Below are 20,318 nucleotides of genomic sequence, written 5' to 3' on the forward strand. Positions count from 1 at the left end.
CCGGGTCGGCTCGGAACGTGTCCCCTGAGGTTATCGACCGCAGGGAACCGGGATCTCAGCCGCTCACGTTCGGGCCGGCCCGGTCGAGGTGCACGCGCAGCAGGACGCGGCGCTCGCGGCGCATGGCCTCGTCGTAGTCGTCCCAGTCGGGGTGCTCGCCCGACACCGCCCGGTAGTACGCGCGCAGGCCCGCGAGGGCCTCGGGGAGCTCGACGATCTCGACGCCGCCCTCGACCTGGACCCACCGGCCGAAGAAGCCGTCGGGCAGGACGCAGAGCCACGCCCGGGGCTCGCGGCGCAGGTTCTTCGTCTTGAGCGCGGTCTCGCGGGTGCTGATCACCGCCGCGCCGTCGTCGTCCACCGCCACGGCGACCGGCGACAACTGCGGAGCGCCGTCACGGCGGCGGGTGGCCAGCACCGCGTGGTGCTGCTCGCGCATCACTTCTCGTGCCTCGTCCAGGTCCATGGACGCAGGCTAGGACTGCTCAGAGCAGGGAGAGCTGTTCGGCGGGCGCCTCCTCCACCGGCTTCGGCGGGATGCTCGGCACCGACCCCGCCGGCCAGGAGTCGGCGCCCTCCTCCCCCTGGCGCCCTCCCATGGTGTGACCGCCCCCGATGAGGCCGTGACGTTCGAGCAGCGGACCCACGCGGGCGGCGAGGTCGCGCCGGTAGGCGACGTCGACGTAGGAACCGCGGCGGTAGAGCGCCGCGTAGCGCTCGAGCAGGCCGGGGTGCTCACGGGCGAGCCAGGCGTGGAACCACTCCCGGGTACCGGGCCGCAGGTGCAGCGCCAGCACCGTGGCGCCGTCGGCCCCGGCGTCGGCGATCGCGGCCAGCAGGGCGTCGAGCGCCTCGTCGGTGTCGGTGAGCCCGGGCAGCACCGGGGCGACGAACACCCCGCAGGGCAGCCCGGCGTCGCGGATGCGGCGGACGAGGTCGAGCCGCGCGCGAGGCGTCGGGGTGCCCGGCTCGACGCGCCGGTGCAGCTCGGGATCGAGCAGGGCGAGCGACACCCCGACCCCGACCGGCACGTCGCGCGCCGCGGCCGTCAGCTCGGGCAGGTCGCGGGCGAGCAGCGTGCCCTTGGTGAGGATCGAGAAGGGCGTCCCGGACCCGCCGAGGGCCCGGATGATCCCGGGCATGAGGGCGTAACGGCCCTCCGCGCGCTGGTAGGGGTCGGTGTTGGTGCCCATCGCGACGTGCTCGCGGTTCCACCGCGGTGCGCGGAGCTCGCGGGCCAGCACCTCCGGCGCGTTGAGCTTCACGACGACCTGCCTGTCGAAGTCGTCGCCCGCGTCGAGGTCGAGGTAGGTGTGGGTGTTGCGGGCGAAGCAGTTGTGGCTGATCACGCCGTCGGCGACGAAGTCGCCCGTCCCGGTGGTGAGGTCCGCCAGCGCGTGCTCGCCCGGCAGCTCCTCCAGCGCGGTGACGACACGCCCGCCCGGGACGTCACCCGGCGGGGCGGTCGCCACGGGCGGCGTGCCCGGGCGCCGGAACGCCTCGTCGGCCAGCGTCTCCGCGCCGACCAGCGCGTCGCCCACCCGCAGGTGCGGCCGCTCGGCACCCTCGCAACCCTCGGGGCGCACGTGCACCCAGCCCCGCGGGGTGAGGAACCGATGCTCGGCGCTCGCCACCAACGTCGTGCCGTCGAGCAGCCGGACGCGCCAGGCCTGCTTCGTGGTGGTCCAGGCGTCGTGCACGGGCGTCGGGACCAGGCTCCGCGCGCCGCCGCGCATCTCGGTACCGACCACGAGATCGCCCACGCGGACGTCCGCGAGCCGCACGCTGGTGCCGTCCACCATGAGCACCGGGGTGTCCGGGGACAGGCAGTAGGTGCAGGCGTGGGAGCAGCCCCGGTACGGGTTCACCGTCCACGAGAACGGCATCGGCGATGCCCCGGGCACCCGGTTGAGCACCGAGCGCGCCCGGACCTCGTGGAACGTGATGCCGGCGAACTCGGGCGTCCGGACGCTGCGGACCAGCCCCTTGAGCGCGGGCATGCCCGGCAGCTCCTCGGGCCCCCCGGCGACCTTCTGCGCTTCCCACCGCACCCCGTCATTCGAACACGTGTTCGATGTCGGGGCAACCGCTGCCCGGTCCACCATCAGCGCCGTGGACGACGCCCGCCGCCTGTGGACCCTGGTCGAACCGCTCCACGCCGTCACCTACTTCACGCCCGAGGCCCGGGCCGCCGCCGACGCCGTGGGACTGCGCGGCTTCTGGATGGGCTACGTGGCCCAGCGCGCCGCCCCGCTCGGCGCCGTCGGCCCCGACGCCGTCCGGGCGTGCTTCCACGGCTTCCACCGCGACCGGATCACGCGCGCCCTGCCCGACGCGTGGGGGTTCGCCGATCCGGCGACGTGCCTCCGGGCCCGTCTCGACGGGGCCGACCGCTCGCTGCGCCGCCTGCTCGCCGAGGTCCCGGGCGGGCCGGACGGCTCGGCGGTCGCCGAGGCGGCGGATCTGGCGTGGACGGCGGCCGACGCCGCGGACACGGCCGGGCGGGTGCTCGGGGCGGCGAACCAGGGCCTCCCCCGCCCCGACGAACCCCACCTCGCCCTCTGGCAGGCGGCGACGACGCTGCGCGAGCACCGGGGCGACGGCCACGTCGCGGTGCTCGTCGCCCATGACGTCGGGCCCGTCTCGGCCCACCGGCTCAAGCACGCCGCCGGGGAGTCGGCCTCGTTGCAGGAGTCGCGCAGGCTCGACGACGAGGTGTGGGCGACGGCGGGCGAGAGCCTGCTCGCCCGGGGCTGGCTCGACGCGGACGGCGCGCTGACCGACGCGGGGCGGGACGCGCGCGCGGCGATCGAGCACGACACCGACCGGGCGGCCGCCGGACCGTGGCGCGCCCTCGGGGGCACCGGCACCGACCGTCTCGCCGAGCTCCTGCGCCCGCTCGCCGACGCCGTCGTCGCCGGCGGGGCGATCCCGTTCCCGAACCCGATCGGCCTCCCCCGCCCCTGACCTGCGGACCGTTTCGGTACCAGCGGTACGCGGTACCGAGTGTCATGAGTTCCTTCACGCTGGAGCTGACCCCGGCGCACCACGAGCTGGTGCGCCGTGTCCACGCGTTCGCCGAGGGCGTCGTCCGGCCGGCCGCGGCGCACTACGACGCGGCCGAGGAGTGCCCCTGGGAGATCGTCGACCGGGCCGCGCAGGAGGGCTTCTACAATGCGCTCTTCTACGCCGACCTCATCGCGGACCCCACCGGGCTGTCGCTGCCGCTGTTCCTCGAGGAGATGTTCTGGGGCTGCGCGGGGATCGGTCTGACGGTCGTCCTGCCCGCGCTGGCGCTCTCGGCGCTCAACCAGGCGGGCACGCCCGAACAGGTCGCGCGCTGGGCGCCCGAGATGTTCGGCGAGCCCGGGGACATCAAGCTCGCGGCGCTCGCCGTGTCCGAGCCGCAGGGCGGCAGCGACGTCGCCAACCTGCAGACCCGCGCCCGCCGCGACGGTGAGCGCTGGGTGCTGGACGGCGAGAAGATCTGGATCGGCAACGGCGGGATCGCCGACGTGACGATCGTCAACGCCGTCGTCGACCCGTCGCCGGGGACGAAGGGCCAGGCGATGTTCGTCGTCGGCAAGGACACGCCGGAGATGTCGCAGGTCCGGCGCCTGCGCAAGCTCGGGCACCGCGCGTCGCACACCACGGAGCTGTCGTTCACCGGCTGCCGCCTGCCCGGCGACCACGGCGGCCTGAGCCGGACCTTCGGCCACGGCTCGCTCGCCCGCGCCCGCGCCGGCGAGACCTTCCTGCGCCTGGCGAAGAAGGCCCCGGAGTCGGTCCTGCGCCTCGGCGGCCGCCTCGCGTCCCCCGGCGCCTGAGCGTGTTTCAGCGATCCGATCGAGCACGCCGATAGGGGCCACGCTCACGTTGAACGTCAGGAAATCCCCCGGCTCACGGCTCGATGACGCCGGTCTCGCCCGGTGTCGGGGGCGGGTAGTCGGCCGCCGCCATGCCGTGGCTGCCGAGCAGCGCCAGCTCCCGCGCGATCACATCGGGCACCGGCACGGGCGGTTCAGCCGCCAGGAGCCCGACCTGCACGAGCGTGCCCTGGGTGCGCAGCGACCTGACGCCGAGGGCGAGCGCGTCGGCGCGTCCGGCCGCCTCGACGCCGTCCGGGGCCGGATCCGGTCGTTCCACGACGGTCGGTCTCCCCCGGCGTCCGTTTCCGGATCGTCCCGGCGATGATGAGCGGGTGACGTCCTCCCGGCCGCCGACGCGACGTGCGCGTCCCGAGGCGGCCGCGGACCCCGCGACGGCGGGCGACGACGACGCCCCGACCGGGCCGATCCGGGTCCCGCGCACTCCGGGCAAGGCCGAGCGAGCGGGCGGGAATTCTGACGTTCGGCGTCAGCTCGGCCGCCAGGCTGACACACCCCGCGCCTCGTCCAGGTCGTCGGGTCGGCGCCGACGGGCGGACCCGCCCGCCCCGACCGGGCACGGTCACGGGCACGGCGGCGGGGACCTCGACGGCCCCTCCGGGCGGCGGGTCCGAATCCTGCTCGCGGCGCTCCTGGTGCCGTGCGCGCTCGCGGTGCTCGTCGGGCTCGTGGTGCTGGCGCCCTCGCCCGGCGAGTACGCCGAAGTGGCCGGGCGGGCCGCGACGGGGCAGGGCGCGCCGGGGCTCGGCTCGCAGACACCCGTCGACGCCGAGGTGACCCGGGCCGCCGGCGAGTCCGACTGCACCGACCCGAACCTGCCGTCCTCCGGCCCCGGCGAGGGCTGCGTGGCCGTCACGCTGCGGCTCGACGAGGGCCCGGCCGCGGGCTCCACGATCGTCACCCTCGCGCCCGCGACGCCCGGCTCGCCGCGCTTCGCCGTCGGCGATCCCGTGGTGCTGGGCTGGGCGGGCGGCGACCCCGCCGATCCCCTGACCTACACGATCGTCGACTTCCAGCGCGGCCCGCCGCTGCTGGTGCTCGGCGCCGCCTTCGCGCTCGCCGTGCTGCTGCTGGGCCGCTGGCAGGGCCTCGCCGCGCTCGTCGCGCTCGGGGCGACCCTCGGGGTGATCGCGCTGTTCGTGCTGCCCGCGCTGGCCACGGGCTCCGCGCCGGTGCCGGTGGCGCTCACCGCCTCCGGGCTGATCGTCGGCATCGTGCTCCCGCTGACCCACGGGCTCTCCGCGCGGACGGCCACCGCGGCACTGGGCACGCTCGCGAGCCTCGGGCTGATCGGGGTGCTCGCGGTGCTCTTCGCCGCGACCACCCGGCTCACCGGGCTCGGCGAGGAGTCCTCCGAGCTCGCCGGGGTGCTCGGCGCCGGGCTCGACGTCCGCGGACTGCTGCTCGCCGGCGTGGTCATCGGCGCGCTGGGCGTGCTCGACGACGTCACGGTCACCCAGACCAGCGCCGTGTGGGAGCTCCACCGGGCGAACCCGGCCGCGCGGCTCGCCGACCTCTATGGTGCCGCCATGCGCGTCGGTCGGGACCACGTCGCCTCGGCGGTGAACACCCTCGTGCTCGCCTACGCCGGGGCGGCGCTGCCCTTGTTGCTGCTGTTCGGGCTGGCGGGGCGGGGTCTCGGCGACCTGCTGACCGCCGAGGACGTGGCGCAGGAGGTCGTGCGGACCCTCGTCGGCAGCATCGGGCTGGTCGCGTCGGTCCCGCTCACCACGTTCCTCGCCGCCGTCGTCGTCCGCGCCGTCCGCAGCACCACGAGCAGCACCGAGTCCCGGGGTGAGCCCGCATGAGCCGTCCCGCCCTCCCCCGCTCCGTCGAGAGCGCCCCGAGCGGCGTCCTCGACACCGCCCGCGCCCTCGTCGTCGCGTCGACCCGCACGGCGGTGGAGCTGACGCTGAACGGCCCCGCGATCGTCCGCGGCCTCGCCGACATCGCGACTCAGGGCGCACGCACCACCGCCGACCTCAGCCCGTTGGTCACCGACGCCCTGCGGGCGGTGCCCCGGCTCGTGTCGATGCTCGAGCAGCTGCTGCCCGTGGCGTCCGGCCTGCAGCACACCCTCGACGAGCTCGCGCCCGACCTCACCCGCCTGTCCTACGCGACCGACGCGCTCGACCGCCTCGCCGGCGCCGTCGACGACCTGCACGCCCTCGCCCGCGCGGTACCGGCGCTGGAGGCGATCGCGGGCGCCGCCCCCGACATCCGCGCGCTGAGCGAGGCCGTGCCCGCCCTGCAGGAGATCGGCCGGGCGCGTGACGACATCGCGGCGCTCGCCGGCGCCGTCCCCGCTCTCCAGGCCATCGCCGGCGCGGCGCCGGCGATCAGCGCGCTCACCGAGGCGGTGCCCGCGCTGCAGCGCCTCGGCGGGGCCCGCGGGGACATCGCCGCCCTCGCCGAGGCCGTGCCTGCCCTGCAGCAGCTGGGCGAGGCGGCCCCCGTCATCGGGCGGATCGCGGAGGCGGCGCCTGCGCTGTCGCAGATCGCCGAGGCGGCCCCGCACCTCGAGGAGATCGCGAGCGCCGTCGACGACCTCCGGACCATCGCCGGGGCCACCGGGGACGTGCACACGCTCGCGGGGGCGACCGGCACCGTCGAGCGGGTCGCCGACGGCGTGCCCGCCGTCGCCGCGCTGTCCGGCGCCGTCGAGGACCTCCACCACCTCGCCGCGGCCGCGCCGGCGCTGCAGCAGATGGCGGGTGCGGTCGACGAGGTGCGCAAGCTGACCGGCGCCATCGAGCACGTCGAGACCCTCGCCCGTCACGCCGACTCGACGTTCCCCGAGGTCCCGCCGCGCCTGGACACCCTCGACACCTCGCTGACGACCGCGGCCGGCGAGCTGCAGAAGGTCAGCCCGGACCTGCGCACCCTCGCCGGGCGCATCGACAACCTCGACGAGCAGATCAAGGTCCTCGCCGACGCCCTGGCGCCGCTGCAGGGCACCACCGAACGGCTCGGGCGACTGGTCGACCGGCTGCCGGCGGGTCGACGGGGTCGTCCGGGCGAGAGCTGACCACCCGGACGAGCGGTACGCGGCGAGGACGTCGTGCGCTTCAGCCCGTCGCCGACGGCAGGGCCGCGCCCGTGTCCTTGAGGTCCACGCCCGAGAGCTGCCGGCGGAAGGATTCCGTGAGCAGGGCCGCCAGCACCTCGGACGCCGCCTCGTAGCTCAGCCCGTCGGGCGGGCGGATGTTGGAGACGCAGTTGCGCTCGGAGTCGACGCGACCGGCGCGGGGCTCCCAGGTCAGGTAGGCACCGAGCGAGTCCGGCGACGACATGCCGGGACGCTCGCCGATGAGGACGAGAACGATCCGCGCCCCGAGCGCGACGCCGATCTCGTCGCCGAGGGCCACCCGCGCCTGCTCGGCGACCACGACCGGCGCCACCGCCCACCCCTCCAGGCGCGGCAGCAGGGCGTCGACCAGGTCGGCCGCGTGGTCGTGCACCGCCGTCGCCGACAGGCCGTCGGCCACCACCACGGCCAGATCGAACGCCCCGGCCTCCAGACCGTGATCGGGCGCGAGGCGCCGGCCGAGGTCGGGACGCTGCAGGTACTCGGTGCGGTCGGCGACCTGCGAGCGCACCACCGGCCCGGCCCGCCACCCCAGCGCCGCGACGACGCGTCCGGTGTCCAGCGGCGTGTGGACGGCGTCGCGGGCCTGGGCGTGGGCGGCGGCGAGGCGGAGGTTCTCGGCGGTCGACAGTCCGTCGCCGGCGCGGCCCAGCCCGACCCGCGCGCGGGTCGCGCCGCGCAGGGTCTCCCACGGATCCGGACCGGTCATGCCATCCCCCTCATGCCATCAGCGCCCGGATCGGCTCCGGCACCAGCTGCGGCACGCGCCCGGCGTCGTCGAGCAGCCCCACCGACCCCAGCCACGCCTCGAACTCGGGAGCGGGTCGCAGGCCGAGGGTCTGGCGGACCTGCAGCACGTCCTGGAACGACAGCGACTGGTAGTTGAGCATGATGTCGTCGCCGCCCGGGACCGTGATCACGAACGCGCACCCGGCGGCGCCGAGCGTCAGCAGCAGCGTGTCGGTGTCGTCGGCGTCGGCCTCGGCGTGGTTCGTGTAGCAGACGTCGACGCCCATGGGCACGCCGAGCAGCTTGCCGCACAGGTGGTCCTCGAGCCCAGCGCGCAGGATCTGCTTGCCGTCGTAGAGGTACTCCGGCCCGATGAAGCCGACGACCGTGTTGACCAGCAGCGGATCGAACGCCCGGCACACGGCGTAGGCCCGGGCCTCGAGGGTCTGCTCGTCGACGCCCCCGCCGTTCGAACCCCGGTGGGCGTCCGCCGACAGCGCCGAACCCTGGCCGGTCTCGAAGTAGGTGACGTTGTCCCCGACGGTGCCGCGGCGCAGCTCGAGGGCTCCCGCTCGCGCCGCGGCCAGCTGGTCCAGCGTCACCCCGAACCCCCGGTTCGCGGCCTGGGTCCCCGCGACCGACTGGAACACCAGGTCCACCGGCGCGCCCCGCTCCAGGAGCTCCAGCGTCGTCGTCACGTGGGTGAGCACGCACGACTGGATGGGCGCGTCGAGACGCCGGCGGGCGTCGTCGACGAGCTCGAGCAGCGCGAGCACCGTCGAGGGCCGGTCGGTGGCCGGGTTGATGCCGACCACCGCGTCGCCGGCGCCGTGCAGCAGGCCGTCGACGAGCGAGGCGGTGATGCCGACGGCGTCGTCGGTGGGGTGGTTGGGCTGCAGGCGCGTCGCGAGCCGCCCCTCCAGGCCGATCGTGGTGCGCAGCGCGGTGACGACGCTGGTCTTGCGGGCGACGGCGACGAGGTCGCCGACGCGCATGAGCTTGCTCGCGGCGGCGACCATCTCCGGGGTCAGCCCGGGCGCGAGCGCCGAGAGGGTCGCCGTGTCGGCCTCCCACGACAACAACCAGTCGCGGAAGCCGCCGACGGTCAGCGAGCGCACCGGGCCGAAGGCGTCGGCGTCGTGCGAGTCCATGATCAGCCGGGTGACGTCGTCGTCCTCGTAGGGCACGACGGCCTCGTCGAGGAAGTGCGCGAGCGGGAGGTCGGCGAGCACGGTCTGGGCGGCCACCCGTTCGGCCGCCGACTCCGCCGCCACGCCGGCGAGCACGTCACCGGAGCGCAGCGGGGTGGCCTTGGCGAGCAGGTCGCGCAGGTCGGCGAAGGAGTACGAGTGCCCACCCAGCGTCGTGGACCACGTCATTCGAGCTCCTCCTCCGCCTTCGCGAGCGCCGCGAACTCCTCGTCGGGCGCCGCGGCGACGAGGTGGTGCCGCGAGTAGAACCCGAACCACGCCATGAGTACCGCGAACGCCCCCAGCGCGCACAGGGCGGCGACGACGTCGACGAGGAACGTCGCCACCACCGCGGCGAGCGCGAGCACCAGCGCGACGCCGGTGGTGATCCGCCCGCCCGGGGTCCGGTACGGCCGCTCCAGCTCGGGGTGGCGGGTCCGCAGCACCTGGTGGGCGATCATCATCAGGACGTAGGACAGCGTCGCCCCGAAGACGGCGAGGTTGATCAGGATGTCGCCGTTGCCGGTGGTCGCGAGGACGAAGCCGATGATCGCCGGCACGATCAGCGCGAGGGTCGGGGCCTTGCGGGCGTTGGTCTTCGACAGCGCGCGGGGCAGGTAGCCCGCCCGCGAGAGCGCGAAGGTCTGGCGCGAGTAGGCGTAGATGATCGAGAAGAAGCTGGCGACGAGGCCGAGCAGGCCGATGTAGTTGACCGTCGTCGAGAGCCACGACGGGCCGAGCCCGACCTCGAGGGCGCTGACCAGCGGGTTGTCGCTCTCGGAGAGAGCCTGGGAGCCCTGGGCGCCGGGGGCGAGGAACAGGACGGCGGCCGCCGAGACGACGAGCACGCCCATCGCGACGATGATGCCGCGGGGCACCGCCCGCACCGGGTCGCGCGCCTCCTCCGCGGCCAGCGGGACGCCCTCGACCGCGAGGAAGAACCAGATCGCGAACGGGAAGCTCGCCCACACCCCGACCACCCCGAACGGCAGGAACGGCGACGCGCCGGCCGCGTCGGTGGCCGGGATGTCGGTGAGGTTGGCGGCGTCGAACGACAGGAGGCCGCCGGCGGCGAAGAGGATCAGCCCGACCACGGCGATCGCGGCGATGACGAAGCACGCCTTGAGCGCCTCGCCCACGCCGAGCAGGTGGATGCCGACGAAGACCACGTAGCAGACGAGGTAGACCCACCAGCCGTCGGTGATCCCGAACAGGCCGAGCGACTCGACGTAGCCGCCGATGAACGTGGCGATCGCGGCCGGGGCCACCGCGTACTCGAGCAGGATCGCCGCGCCGGTGGCGAAGCCGCCCCACGGCCCCATGGCCACCCGCGCGAACGTGTAGCCGCCGCCGGCGGCCGGGAGCGCCGAGGACATCTCGGCGAGGCCCAGCACCATGCACGTGTACATCACGGCCATGAGGACGGCGGCGACCGCGAGACCGCCCCAGCCGCCCTGGGCGAGGCCGAAGTGCCAGCCGGCGTAGTCGCCGGAGATCACGTACGCGACGCCCAGCCCGGCCAGCAGCACCCAGCTCGCCGAGCCGGCCTTGAGCTGCCGGGCGGCGAGGTACTCGCTGCCCGCGCCGCGAGAGGATTCGACCTGCTCCGCCATCCGCGTCCCCTTCCACTCGCTCCGGAGGGGACAGCGTGAGCCTCGTGTGAAGTCCGTGGGTGACGATGGGGTGACGATCGCCCACGGGACGTGGGCTCAGACCAGGTTGGTGCGGCAGTGGTTGAGCAGGGCGCGCAGGGCGGCGCGCTGGTCGGGGTCGAGGCCGGTGACCATGCGCTCCTCGACCTCCGCCGCACCCGGCGCCACGTCCTCGAGCAGCGCGCGGCCCGCGTCGGAGAGCCCGATGAGCACACGACGCTTGTGGGACGGGTCCGGCGTGCGGGTGATCCAGTGGCCGCGTTCGAGGGCGGCGAGCAGGTCGCCCATCGCCTGGGGGCTGACGAAGGCGTTGCGGGCCAGGTCGGCGCCCGTCTGCCCCTCGCGGCGCGCGAGGACGGTGAGCGCCGTCCACTGCGGCACCGTGATGCCGGTGGTGCGCAGGAGGTCGTCGAGGCGGGCGCGGACCGCCAGCTCGACCTGCTTCACCGCGTAGAGCAGCGACGGCGCCTCCGCCGCCCGGTCCTGTTCCTGTACCGCCACCGTCGTCTCCCTCGTCCACTACCGTCCGCGCCCGTCACCCCCTAGTCTCAAGGTTCCTGATAACGAACGAGGGTCGATGAGCGCGACGTCACGCGCCGCCATCGTCCCGCGTCGCCGAGGAGCCCGATGACCGAGCCTCAGGCTCTCCTGCCGCGGTCCCTGGCCCTGCACCGGGACGGACCGGTCGCGGTGCTGCGCCTTGCCCGCCCGGCCAAGCGCAACGCGCTCGACGACACCACGGTGCTCGGTCTCGAGGCCTTCTTCGCCGCCCCGCCCGCCGACGTGCGCGCGGTCGTCCTCGACGCCGACGGCGACCACTTCTGCGCCGGGCTGGACCTCGCCGAGCTGGGCCGGACCGATGCCGTGGAGGGCCTCGAGCACTCCCGCTTCTGGCACCGGGTCTTCACGCGCATGGAGCGGGGCCGTCTACCGGTGGTGAGCGTGCTCAAGGGCGCCGTCGTCGGTGGCGGGCTGGAGCTCGCCGCCGCCACCCACGTCCGCGTCGCGGAGCCCAGCGCGTTCTACGCCCTGCCCGAGGCGCGGCACGGCCTGTTCGTCGGCGGCGGCGGATCCGTGCGCGTGCCGCGGCTGATCGGCGTGGCGCGCATGACCGACCTCATGCTCACCGGCCGTGTCCTCGACGCCCGCGAAGGCCTGGAGCTGGGCATCTCGACCTACCTCACCGAGCCCGGCGGCGGGTTCGCGAAGGCCCTCGAGCTCGCCCACCGCATGGCCGAGAACCCACCGGTCAGCACCCTCGCGGTCCTGCAGGCGCTGCCCCGCATCGCCGCGGCCCGCGACGAGGACGGGTTCTACATGGAGGCCCTGATGGCGGCGATCTCGTCGAGCAGCGCCGAGGCCCAGGAGCGGATGAGCGCGTTCCTCGACGGGCGCGCCGGGAAGGTCCGCTGATGGCTGCTCCCCCCGCGGGCACCGTCATCGCGCGCTTCGTGGCGTGGCTCGGACGCGAGCGCGGCCTGACCTTCGACGACTACGACGCCCTGCAGCGCTGGTCGGTCACCGACCTCGACGGGTTCTGGTCGGCGGTCGCGGCGTTCTACGCGGTGCCGTTCCACGACACCCCGCGCACGGTCCTCTCCGAGCGCGTCATGCCCGGCGCGGTGTGGTTCCCGGGCGCCACGCTCAACTACGCCGAGTCCGCCGTCGAGGCCGCCACGAGCGGGACGGCGATCCTCGCCTACTCCCAGACCCGCGCGCCCCAGGAGTGGAGTCGCGAGGAGCTCCGGGACGCCGTGGCCCGCGCACGGGCGGGCCTGCTGCGCCTGGGCGTGCGCCGCGGCGACAGGGTCGTCGCGTACGCCCCGAACATCCCCGAGACCGTGATCGCCCACCTCGCCGCGGCCAGCCTGGGCGCGGTGTGGGCGTCGTGCGCACCGGAGTTCGGCGCGCGCAGCGTCGTCGACCGCTTCGCCCAGATCGAGCCGACGGTCCTGCTCGCCGTCGGCGGCTACGTCTACGGCGACAAGCCGGTCGACCGCAGCGACGAGGTCGCGGCCGTGCGCGCGGCGCTGCCGACCCTGCGCCACGTCGTGGCCATCCCCTACGGCCCGGGCGACGTGTCGGACGCCCTCCCCGGTGCGCTGCCGTGGTCCGAGCTCGTCGGCACCCCCGCCGCGCCCGCCTACGACCCGGTCCCCTTCGACCACCCGCTGGTCGTGCTCTTCTCCTCGGGCACCACCGGCCCGCCGAAGGCGATCGTGCACGGGCACGGCGGGATCACCGTCGAGCACCTCAAGAACCACGGCCTCGCCTGGGACGTCCAGCCCGGTGACCGCATGCTCTGGTTCACCACCACCGCCTGGATGATGTGGAACGCGCTCGTCAGCGGGTTGCTGCACGGCGCCGCGCTGATCCTCGTCGACGGCAACCCGCTGCATCCCGACCTCGGCTGGCAGTGGCGCGTCGCGTCGGACGCCCGCGCCACGCACTTCGGCGCCTCGCCCGGATTCCTCATGGCCTGCCGTGCCGCGGGCGTCCACCCCGCGGCCGACCAGGACCTCGCGCCGCTGCGCCAGATCTGCGTCGCCGGGAGCCCCCTGCCGCCCGAGGGCTACCGGTGGGTCGCCGCCGAGTTCGGCCCGAGGGTGCTGCTGCTCGTCGGCAGCGGGGGCACCGACGTCTGCACCGGCATCCTGCAGGGCGGGCCGTGGCAGGAGGTCGTCGAGGGCGAGATCTCCGGACGTGAGCTCGCCGTCGACACGGCGGCGTTCGACGAGGCGGGCCGCGAGGTCGTCGGCGAGCGCGGCGAGCTCGTGATCCGGTCCCCGATGCCGTCCATGCCGCTGTTCTTCTGGGGTGACGACGCCGCCGGTACCCGGCTGCGCGCCACGTACTACGACACCTACCCCGGCGTCTGGCGCCACGGCGACTGGGTGCGGTTCGCGCCCAGCGGCTCGGTGGTCGTCTCCGGCCGTTCCGACGCCACCCTCAACCGCGGCGGCGTGCGGCTCGGGACCGCCGAGTTCTACGCCGTCGTCGAGGAGATGCCCGAGGTCGTCGACAGCCTCGTCGTGTACCTCGAGGACACCGACGAGCTGGTCCTGTTCGTCGTCGCGGCCGCCGGGCACGACGTCGACGAGGCACGCATCCGCGCCGAGCTCCGCTCCGCCCTCTCGCCGCGTCACGTGCCGGACCGGATCCACCGGATCGCCGCCGTGCCCCGGACCCGCACGGGCAAGAAGCTCGAGGTGCCGGCCAAGCGGATCCTGCTGGGTGCCGACCCCGACACGGTCGCGTCCCGGGACTCGCTGGTCGACCCGACGGCGCTGGAGGCGTTCGTGGAGCTCGCCCGGTGAAGGTCGCAGTGATCGGGACCGGGGTGATCGGCACCAGCTGGGCGACGTTGTTCGCGGCCCACGGCCACGACGTCGTCGCCTGGGACCCGGCGCCGAAGGACGCGCTCCCGCCCGGCGTCACGGTCACCGACGACCCCTCCGCGGCGGTGGCGGACGCGGACTTCGTGCAGGAGAACGGGCCCGAGCGCCTCGAGGTCAAACACGAGCTGCTGGCTGTGCTCGACAGAGCGGCGCGGCGCGACGTCGTCATCGCCAGCAGCTCCTCGATGCTGCGGCCCACCGACCTCGCCCGCGGCGCGCCCGCGCACCCCGAGCGCGTGCTCGTCGGGCACCCGTTCAACCCGCCGCACCTCGTCCCCCTGGTGGAGGTCGTGCCGGGCGAGGCGACCTCGGAGGCGGCCGTCGAGGCGGCGATGGCGTTCTACCGCTCGGTGGGCCGCACCCCGCTGCGCCTGCGCGTCGAGCTTCCCGGCCACCTCGCCAACCGCCTGCAGGCCGCCCTGTGGCGGGAGGCCTACTCGCTGGTCGGGCGCGGGGTGGCCACGGTCGCCGACGTCGACACCGCGATCACCGAGGGTCCCGGCCTGCGCTGGGCCGCGATCGGCCCGATCACCGGTCAGCACCTCTCGGGCGGAGCCGGCGGGCTCGCGCACGTCCTCGAGCACCTGCACCCCGGCACCGAGGCGCTGTGGGCCGACCTCGGGTCGCCGACGATGACCCCGGAGCTCGCCGACCGGCTCGTGGCCCAGGTCGGGGACGCCGACCCCGACGCCCTGCTCGCCCGCCGCGACGCCGTGATCCGGGCCGTCCTCGACGCACGAAAGGCCGCTGGGTGAACCTCGACGACCTCACCGCCATCGACGTGCACACGCACGTGGAGCAGGACGCCCACGGATGCTTCGCGCTGACCGACGAGCTGCTCGACGCCTCGGCGCAGTACTTCCGCAGCGACCAGGACCGCACGCCGACCGTCGAGGCGATCGCCGCGCACTACCGGGAGCGGTCGATGGCCGCGGTCGTCTTCACCGTCGACGCCGCGGCCGCGACCGGGCACCCTCCGCTGTCGAGCGAGGAGATCGTCGACCGGGCCGCGGCGTTCCCCGACGTGCTGATCCCGTTCGGCTCGGTCGACCCGCACGGGGGCCGCGCGGCGGTCGCCCGGGCACGCAGCCTGGTCGAACGCGGGGCCCGCGGGTTCAAGTTCCACCCGACGCTGCAGGGCTTCGAGCCCAACGACCGTGCGTTCTACCCGCTCTACGAGGCGATCGCCGAGGCCGGGGTCCCGGCGCTGTTCCACACCGGCCAGACCGGCATCGGCGCGGAGCTGCCCGGGGGCGCGGGACTGAAGCTGCGGTACTCCGACCCGATGCTGCTCGACGACGTCGCCGCCGACTTCCCCGACCTGACGATGATCTTCGCGCACCCCTCGGTGCCCTGGCAGGACGCGGCGATCTCGATCGCGGGGCACAAGGCGAACGTCTACATCGACCTGTCGGGCTGGTCGCCGAAGTACTTCCCGCCCCAGCTCGTCCGCGCGGCGTCGCGCCGGCTGCGCGACAAGGTCCTGTTCGGCTCGGACTTCCCGGTCATCACCCCCGACCGGTGGCTACGCGATTTCGCCGACCTCGACGTCCCCGACGACGTGCGTCGGCGGATCCTCCGGGACAACGCGATCCGGGTGCTCGGCCTGGCCTGAGCGGTCTCAGCCGTCGTGAAGCGCCCGGTCGACCGCCGCGGCCGCGCCGTCGAGCGCGATCGCGGTCTGGCGGCCGTCGGCGAGGTCCTTGATCTGGATCTCCCCGGCCGCGAGGTCGCGCTCCCCGAGCACGAGCGCGAAGCGGGCCCCCGAGCGGTCGGCGGCCTTCATCGCGCCCTTGAGCCCGCGGTTGCCGTAGGCGAGGTCCGCACGGATCCCCGCGCGTCGCAGGGCACCGATGATGCCGACGAGACGCTCCTTCGCCGCGTCGCCCAGCGGGACGCCGAAGACCTCGACGCGCCCGGCGGCGTCGTGGCCTGCCTCCTCGACGCGGCAGGCCAGCAGGGCGCGGTCGACACCCAGGCCGAAGCCCACCCCGGAGAGCGGCTGCCCGCCGAGCTCGGCCATGAGCCCGTCGTAGCGCCCGCCGCCGCCGATGCCGGACTGCGAGCCGAGGCCGTCGTGGACGAACTCGAAGGTCGTCTTCGTGTAGTAGTCGAGCCCGCGCACCATCCACGGGTTCTCGACGTAGGCGACGCCGAGGTCGTCGAGGTAGCGCTTGACCGCCGCGTGGTGCGCGGCCGCGGAGTCGGAGAGGTGGTCGACCATCAGCGGCGCGCCGTCGAGCTGGGCGCGGACCTCGGGACGCTTGTCGTCGAGCACCCGCAGCGGGTTGACGCGGGCGCGCTCGCGGGTGGCCTCGTCGAGGTCGAGCTTCTCGAGGAACCGGGTCAGCTCCGCGCGGTACTGCGGCCGCGTCGTCGCGTCGCCGAGGCTGGTGATCTCCAGCCGGTAGCCGCGCAGCCCCAGCGCGCGGAAGCCGGCGTCGGCGACGGCGAGGACCTCGGCGTCCAGGGCCGGGTCGTCGACGCCGATCGCCTCGACCCCGACCTGCTGGAGCTGGCGGAACCGGCCGGCCTGCGGGCGCTCGTAGCGGAAGAACGGGCCGTGGTAGCGCAGCTTGACCGGCAGCCCACCCCGGTCGAGGCCGTGCTCGATGACCGAGCGCACGACACCCGCCGTGCCCTCGGGGCGCAGGGTGACCGAACGCCCGCCGCGGTCGTCGAACGAGTACATCTCCTTGGAGACGACGTCGGTCGACTCGCCCACGCCGCGGGCGTAGAGCGCGGTGTCCTCGAAGACCGGCAGCTCGATGTGCGCGTAGCCCGCGCGGTCGGCCTCGCGGATCAGGGTGTCGCGGACCGTCGTGAACTCCGGCCCGACGTACTCGGGGATGCCCTTGGGCGCGGCGAAGCCGCCGGGCGGGACCGCCGCGCTCACAGGTGACGCCCGGGCGCGCTCGTGAGGCCCTGCACGAACGGGTTGGACGTGCGCTCCTGGCCGACGGTGGTCATCGGCCCGTGTCCGGGCAGGACGGCGGTGTCGTCGGACAGGGAGAGGATCTTGTCGCGGAGCGAGGCCATCATCTCCTCGGTGGAGCCACCGGGCAGGTCGGTGCGCCCGATGCCGCCCTGGAAGAGCGTGTCGCCGGCCAGCAGGAACGGCTGGTTCTCCTCGGTGGCCGACCGGAACACGACCGAGCCGCGGGTGTGCCCGGGCGTGTGGTCGACGGTGAGGCGCAGGCCGGCCAGCTCGAGCTCGGCGCCGTCGGCGAGGACCTCGACCGAGCGCGGCTCGCGGAACTCCAGGCCCGGGTACATCGCGGCGATCTGCTGGCCCATCGGCCCGACCGAGCCGAGCGGGTCGGCGAGCATCCCGCGGTCCTCGGGGTGGATGTAGGCGGGGATGTCGTCGCCGTCGCACACCGGCGTCACCGACCACATGTGGTCGAGGTGCCCGTGGGTGAGCAGGACCGCGACCGGGGTCAGCCGGTGGCGCGCGAGCACCTCGCGCAGCCCCTCCTCGGCGTCCTGGCCCGGATCGACCACCACGGCGGACTCCCCGGGGCCGGGCGCGACCACGTAGCAGTTGGTCTGGAACACCCCGGCCGGAAAGGCCTCGACCAGCACGTTCTCGTCCTCCTCGCGCGTTGACCTCGCCCGGCCCACCCTAGTCGAGACCCTCACGGGGACCGCTCGGCGCGGTTCGGCACGATGTCCGCCGTGCCGACGAACGAGCAGCGCCGGAAGGCCGCCAAGCGCAAGCTGGAACGCCAGATCGAGCGGCGGGCCGAGCGGTCCCGGCGCCGCCGCCAGCGGCTGACCCTGATCTCGGTGGTCGCGGTCGTCGCCGTGCTCGCCGTGGGCGCGGGCGTCTACTTCGTCGTGACGGGATCCGACGAGCCGGCGCCGCAGGCCGCGCCGCCCTCGACCTGCACGTACAACCCGTCGGACCCGGCCTCCAAGCCGAACACCCCGCCCGACGGGAACCCGCCGACGACGGGCACCGTCGACGTGACCCTGGAGACCTCGCAGGGCGCGATCCCGATGACGCTCGACCGCGCGTCGGCGCCCTGCGCCGTGAACGCCGTGGTCAGCCTCGCCTCGCAGGGCTTCTACGACGACACGCCCTGCCCGCGGTTGTCGACCGGCGAGGGCCTGAAGATCCTGCAGTGCGGCGACCCGACCGGCTCCGGCTCGGGCGGCCCCGGCTACCAGTACGCCGAGGAGCCCCCGCAGGGTCTGCCTCCGTTCCCCGGCGCCGAGGGCCAGGCCTCGACGTACGCCCGCGGCCTGATCGCGATGGCCAAGAGCTCGCAGCCGGGCTCCACCGGCAGCCAGTTCTTCCTCGTCTACGGCGACTCGGCGCTGCCGCCCGAGTACTCGGTCATCGGCCGTATCGGCGGCGACGGGCTCGGCGTGCTCGACCGCGTCGCGGCGGGCGGCGACGACGGCTCCAACCAGGCAGGCGGCGGCGCGCCGCGCACCCCGGTGCAGATCCAGCGCGCGGTCGTCGCGGCGCCGTCCGCGCCCTGACCGGCAGCGGACCGGCATCGGCCTGACAGGAGAGCGCGCCACCGTCGCGGCGTCCGTGAGCCGGGAGCTCGCCGTCAGGTGAGCCCGCCGTCGGCGCGCAGGGTGGCGCCGGTGATCCACCCCGCCTCGGGCCGGCAGAGCAGCCCCACCACGTCCGCGACGTCGTGGGGCTCGCCGATCCGGCCGAGCGCGGTGAGGGCGGCGGCACCCGCGAGGGCCTCGGGCGGGGCGCCGGCGCGCAGGAGGTCGGTGTCGGTCGGCCCCGCGGACACGGCGTTCACGGTGATGCCGCGGCCGCCGAGCTCGCGGGAGGTGACGCGGACGATCTGCTCCACCGCCGCCTTGCTGGCGGCGTAGACCGTCTCCCCGGGGCTCGGCCAGGCGGTCCCGACGGTCGAGAGGGGCCACGATGCGGCCGCCGTCGAGCATCCGGGCGGCCGCGTGTTGCGCGGAGAGCAGCACCCCGCGGGCGTTGACCGCCATGACGCGGTCCCAGGTCTCGACGGTGACCTCGGCCAGCGGCTGGTGCTCGGCGACGCCGGCGCCCGCCACGAGGACGCCGAGCCCGCGGGCTCCCGTGTCGGCGAAGAACGCCTGTGCCGCCTCGAGGACCGGCGCGAACTGGTCGGGATCGGCGACGTCGAGCCGGAACGCGCGGGCGGTCCCGCCCTCGTCGTGGATGGACGTCACGACGTCGGCGGCGGCGTCCCGGCGTTCGCGGTAGGTCAGCGCGACCGCGGCGCCGTCGCGGGCCAGGCGGCGGGCGACGGCCGCCCCGATCCCGCGGGAACCGCCGGTCACCAGGGCGCCGAGACCTTCGAGAGGGTTCATGGCGGCCACGCTGCCGGGCGTTGCGGAACGGATCGTTCCGCAACGGGGCCATCCTGGGGGTGTGCTCGACACCGCGTCCCGGCTGCTGCGCCTGCTGACCCTGCTCCAGAGCCGACCGCGCTGGAGCGGGTCCGACCTCGCCGACCAGCTCGCCGTCAGCACCCGCACCGTCCGCGCCGACGTGCAGCGGCTCCGGGGCCTCGGGTACGACGTGGACGCGGTGACCGGGACCGGCGGCGGGTACGCGCTGCGTCCCGGCGCGACGCTCCCGCCCATGAGCTTCGGCGAGGACGAGGCGCTCGCGATCGCGGTGGCCCTGCGGACCGTCAGCGCCTCCGGGCTCGCCGACGCCGCTGACGCCACGGCGGCCGCCACCGCGAAGCTCGACCGGCTCCTGCCCTCGCACCTGCGCCACCAGGTCGCGACGCTCTCGGCGGTCGCCGACACCGTGGACGCTCCCCGCGACCCCGTCCCCACGGACACCTTCGCGGCCGTCGCGCGGGCCTGCCGGGAGCACGCGACGCTGCGGTTCGCCTATCGCGACCGGGTCGGCGCGGCGAGCGAGCGGCGCGTCGAGCCCCACCGGCTGGTCCGCGTCAGCGGGCGCTGGTACCTCGTCGCCCACGACCTCGATCGCGATGGCTGGCGCAGCTTCCGCCTCGACCGGATCAGCCCGCGCGTCCCGACCGGGCCCCGCTTCGCCCCGCGCGAGGCGCCCGAGGGCGGCTGGGAGCGGCTGGTCGTCCGGGGGCGCATGCGGGCGTTGTGGCGGTACCGCGCGCGGGTCGTCGTGCACGCCGACGCGGCGACGGTGGCCGCGCGGGTCCCGATCGGGAGCTGGGGCGTGGAGCCCCGGACCGACGACACCTGCTGGCTCGACGCCGGCGCGCAGACCGCGGCCCTGCTCGCGGTGTACCTCGGCGCCCTCGACCTGGACCTCACGATCGACCCCGACACCGCCCCGGAGCTCCACGGGGCCGCGCGGGACCTCGCGGCGCGGTACGCGGCCGCCTCCGATTCGTCCAAGTCATCAGGGGTCGTGTCGGCATAGC

At 75.0% G+C, this 20,318-nt stretch carries 20 protein-coding genes and 1 pseudogene; 10 read left to right on the plus strand and 11 right to left on the minus strand.

What is annotated here, in order from left to right; translation table 11 throughout:
- Positions 1-55 precede the first annotated feature (55 nt).
- Positions 56-466: a PPOX class F420-dependent oxidoreductase gene (locus AC2A1K_RS07645; protein WP_483895709.1), complete on the minus strand. Its 411-nt coding sequence runs from the start codon at positions 464-466 to the stop codon at positions 56-58.
- 19 nt (positions 467-485) lie between these two features.
- Positions 486-2,105: an Rv2578c family radical SAM protein gene (locus AC2A1K_RS07650; RefSeq protein ID WP_483895710.1), complete on the minus strand. Its 1,620-nt coding sequence runs from the start codon at positions 2,103-2,105 to the stop codon at positions 486-488.
- 7 nt (positions 2,106-2,112) lie between these two features.
- On the opposite strand from AC2A1K_RS07650, the gene AC2A1K_RS07655 reads away from it, so the two are divergent.
- Complete coding sequence (locus AC2A1K_RS07655) at positions 2,113-2,967, plus strand: SCO6745 family protein (RefSeq protein ID WP_483895711.1); 855 nt, start codon at positions 2,113-2,115, stop codon at positions 2,965-2,967.
- Positions 2,968-3,011: 44 nt separating this feature from the next.
- Entirely contained in the window at positions 3,012-3,827 is an 816-nt protein-coding gene (locus tag AC2A1K_RS07660; protein ID WP_483895712.1) for an acyl-CoA dehydrogenase family protein, read from the plus strand.
- Positions 3,828-3,900: 73 nt separating this feature from the next.
- Here the strand turns inward: AC2A1K_RS07660 and AC2A1K_RS07665 are convergent, their stop codons facing one another.
- Positions 3,901-4,146 carry a hypothetical protein gene (locus AC2A1K_RS07665; protein WP_483895713.1) on the minus strand — a complete coding sequence of 82 codons (246 nt, stop codon included), beginning with the start codon at positions 4,144-4,146 and terminating at the stop codon, positions 3,901-3,903.
- A 55-nt stretch (positions 4,147-4,201) separates the two neighbouring features.
- Here AC2A1K_RS07665 and AC2A1K_RS07670 point away from each other — a divergent pair, with 55 nt between their 5' ends.
- Together AC2A1K_RS07670 and AC2A1K_RS07675 are read left to right on the plus strand one after the other, a co-directional pair.
- Positions 4,202-5,695 carry a YibE/F family protein gene (locus AC2A1K_RS07670; protein ID WP_483895714.1) on the plus strand — a complete coding sequence of 498 codons (1,494 nt, stop codon included), beginning with the start codon at positions 4,202-4,204 and terminating at the stop codon, positions 5,693-5,695.
- Positions 5,692-6,915 (plus strand): hypothetical protein, encoded by a 1,224-nt coding sequence (locus tag AC2A1K_RS07675; RefSeq protein ID WP_483895715.1) that lies wholly within the window; start codon positions 5,692-5,694, stop codon positions 6,913-6,915. Before AC2A1K_RS07670 ends, AC2A1K_RS07675 begins: the two co-directional genes overlap by 4 nt.
- A gap of 40 nt (positions 6,916-6,955) precedes the next feature.
- On the opposite strand, the gene eutC is transcribed toward AC2A1K_RS07675, so the two are convergent.
- The 4 genes from eutC to AC2A1K_RS07695 all read right to left on the minus strand — a co-directional run bounded on the left by eutC (position 6,956) and on the right by AC2A1K_RS07695 (position 11,047).
- Positions 6,956-7,684, minus strand: a complete 729-nt coding sequence (eutC, locus tag AC2A1K_RS07680; RefSeq protein WP_483895716.1) for an ethanolamine ammonia-lyase subunit EutC — start codon at positions 7,682-7,684, stop codon at positions 6,956-6,958.
- Positions 7,685-7,694: 10 nt separating this feature from the next.
- Positions 7,695-9,083: an ethanolamine ammonia-lyase subunit EutB gene (locus AC2A1K_RS07685; RefSeq protein WP_483895717.1), complete on the minus strand. Its 1,389-nt coding sequence runs from the start codon at positions 9,081-9,083 to the stop codon at positions 7,695-7,697.
- Entirely contained in the window at positions 9,080-10,507 is a 1,428-nt protein-coding gene (gene eat, locus AC2A1K_RS07690; protein WP_483895718.1) for an ethanolamine permease, read from the minus strand. The genes AC2A1K_RS07685 and eat overlap by 4 nt, the downstream gene beginning before the upstream one ends.
- A 96-nt stretch (positions 10,508-10,603) precedes the next feature.
- Positions 10,604-11,047 (minus strand): MarR family winged helix-turn-helix transcriptional regulator, encoded by a 444-nt coding sequence (locus AC2A1K_RS07695; protein WP_483895719.1) that lies wholly within the window; start codon positions 11,045-11,047, stop codon positions 10,604-10,606.
- A gap of 126 nt (positions 11,048-11,173) precedes the next feature.
- On the opposite strand from AC2A1K_RS07695, the gene AC2A1K_RS07700 reads away from it, so the two are divergent.
- The 4 genes from AC2A1K_RS07700 to AC2A1K_RS07715 are packed head-to-tail and all read left to right on the plus strand — an operon-like array spanning position 11,174 to position 15,559.
- Positions 11,174-11,959, plus strand: a complete 786-nt coding sequence (locus tag AC2A1K_RS07700) for a crotonase/enoyl-CoA hydratase family protein (RefSeq protein ID WP_483895720.1) — start codon at positions 11,174-11,176, stop codon at positions 11,957-11,959.
- On the plus strand, positions 11,959-13,863 hold the full coding sequence (locus AC2A1K_RS07705) for an acetoacetate--CoA ligase (protein ID WP_483895721.1): 1,905 nt from the start codon (positions 11,959-11,961) through the stop codon (positions 13,861-13,863). The genes AC2A1K_RS07700 and AC2A1K_RS07705 overlap by 1 nt, the downstream gene beginning before the upstream one ends.
- Complete coding sequence (locus AC2A1K_RS07710) at positions 13,860-14,699, plus strand: 3-hydroxyacyl-CoA dehydrogenase NAD-binding domain-containing protein (RefSeq protein WP_483895722.1); 840 nt, start codon at positions 13,860-13,862, stop codon at positions 14,697-14,699. Before AC2A1K_RS07705 ends, AC2A1K_RS07710 begins: the two co-directional genes overlap by 4 nt.
- The gene (locus AC2A1K_RS07715) at positions 14,696-15,559 is read left to right on the plus strand and encodes an amidohydrolase family protein (protein WP_483895723.1); all 864 of its coding nucleotides are present in this window, start codon (positions 14,696-14,698) and stop codon (positions 15,557-15,559) included. The genes AC2A1K_RS07710 and AC2A1K_RS07715 overlap by 4 nt, the downstream gene beginning before the upstream one ends.
- A 6-nt stretch (positions 15,560-15,565) precedes the next feature.
- On the opposite strand, the gene hisS is transcribed toward AC2A1K_RS07715, so the two are convergent.
- Entirely contained in the window at positions 15,566-16,840 is a 1,275-nt protein-coding gene (hisS, locus tag AC2A1K_RS07720; protein WP_483895724.1) for a histidine--tRNA ligase, read from the minus strand.
- A complete protein-coding gene (locus AC2A1K_RS07725; protein ID WP_483895867.1) occupies positions 16,837-17,529 on the minus strand; it encodes an MBL fold metallo-hydrolase in 693 nt (230 codons plus the stop codon). The genes hisS and AC2A1K_RS07725 overlap by 4 nt, the downstream gene beginning before the upstream one ends.
- 93 nt (positions 17,530-17,622) lie before the next feature.
- Here AC2A1K_RS07725 and AC2A1K_RS07730 point away from each other — a divergent pair, with 93 nt between their 5' ends.
- Positions 17,623-18,435, plus strand: coding sequence for a peptidylprolyl isomerase (locus AC2A1K_RS07730; protein WP_483895725.1), 813 nt, complete (start codon positions 17,623-17,625; stop codon positions 18,433-18,435).
- A gap of 74 nt (positions 18,436-18,509) precedes the next feature.
- Here the strand turns inward: AC2A1K_RS07730 and AC2A1K_RS07735 are convergent, their stop codons facing one another.
- Both AC2A1K_RS07735 and AC2A1K_RS07740 read right to left on the minus strand, forming a co-directional pair.
- Entirely contained in the window at positions 18,510-18,770 is a 261-nt protein-coding gene (locus tag AC2A1K_RS07735; protein ID WP_483895726.1) for an SDR family oxidoreductase, read from the minus strand.
- A gap of 127 nt (positions 18,771-18,897) precedes the next feature.
- A pseudogene (locus tag AC2A1K_RS07740) lies at positions 18,898-19,266 on the minus strand (SDR family NAD(P)-dependent oxidoreductase); the annotation flags it as partial.
- A gap of 61 nt (positions 19,267-19,327) precedes the next feature.
- Between AC2A1K_RS07740 and AC2A1K_RS07745 the strand changes: the two are divergent.
- Positions 19,328-20,317 (plus strand): helix-turn-helix transcriptional regulator, encoded by a 990-nt coding sequence (locus AC2A1K_RS07745; protein ID WP_483895727.1) that lies wholly within the window; start codon positions 19,328-19,330, stop codon positions 20,315-20,317.
- Position 20,318 lies beyond the last annotated feature (1 nt).

Source organism: Actinomycetospora sp. 2LY8.5 (genome assembly GCF_057180585.1).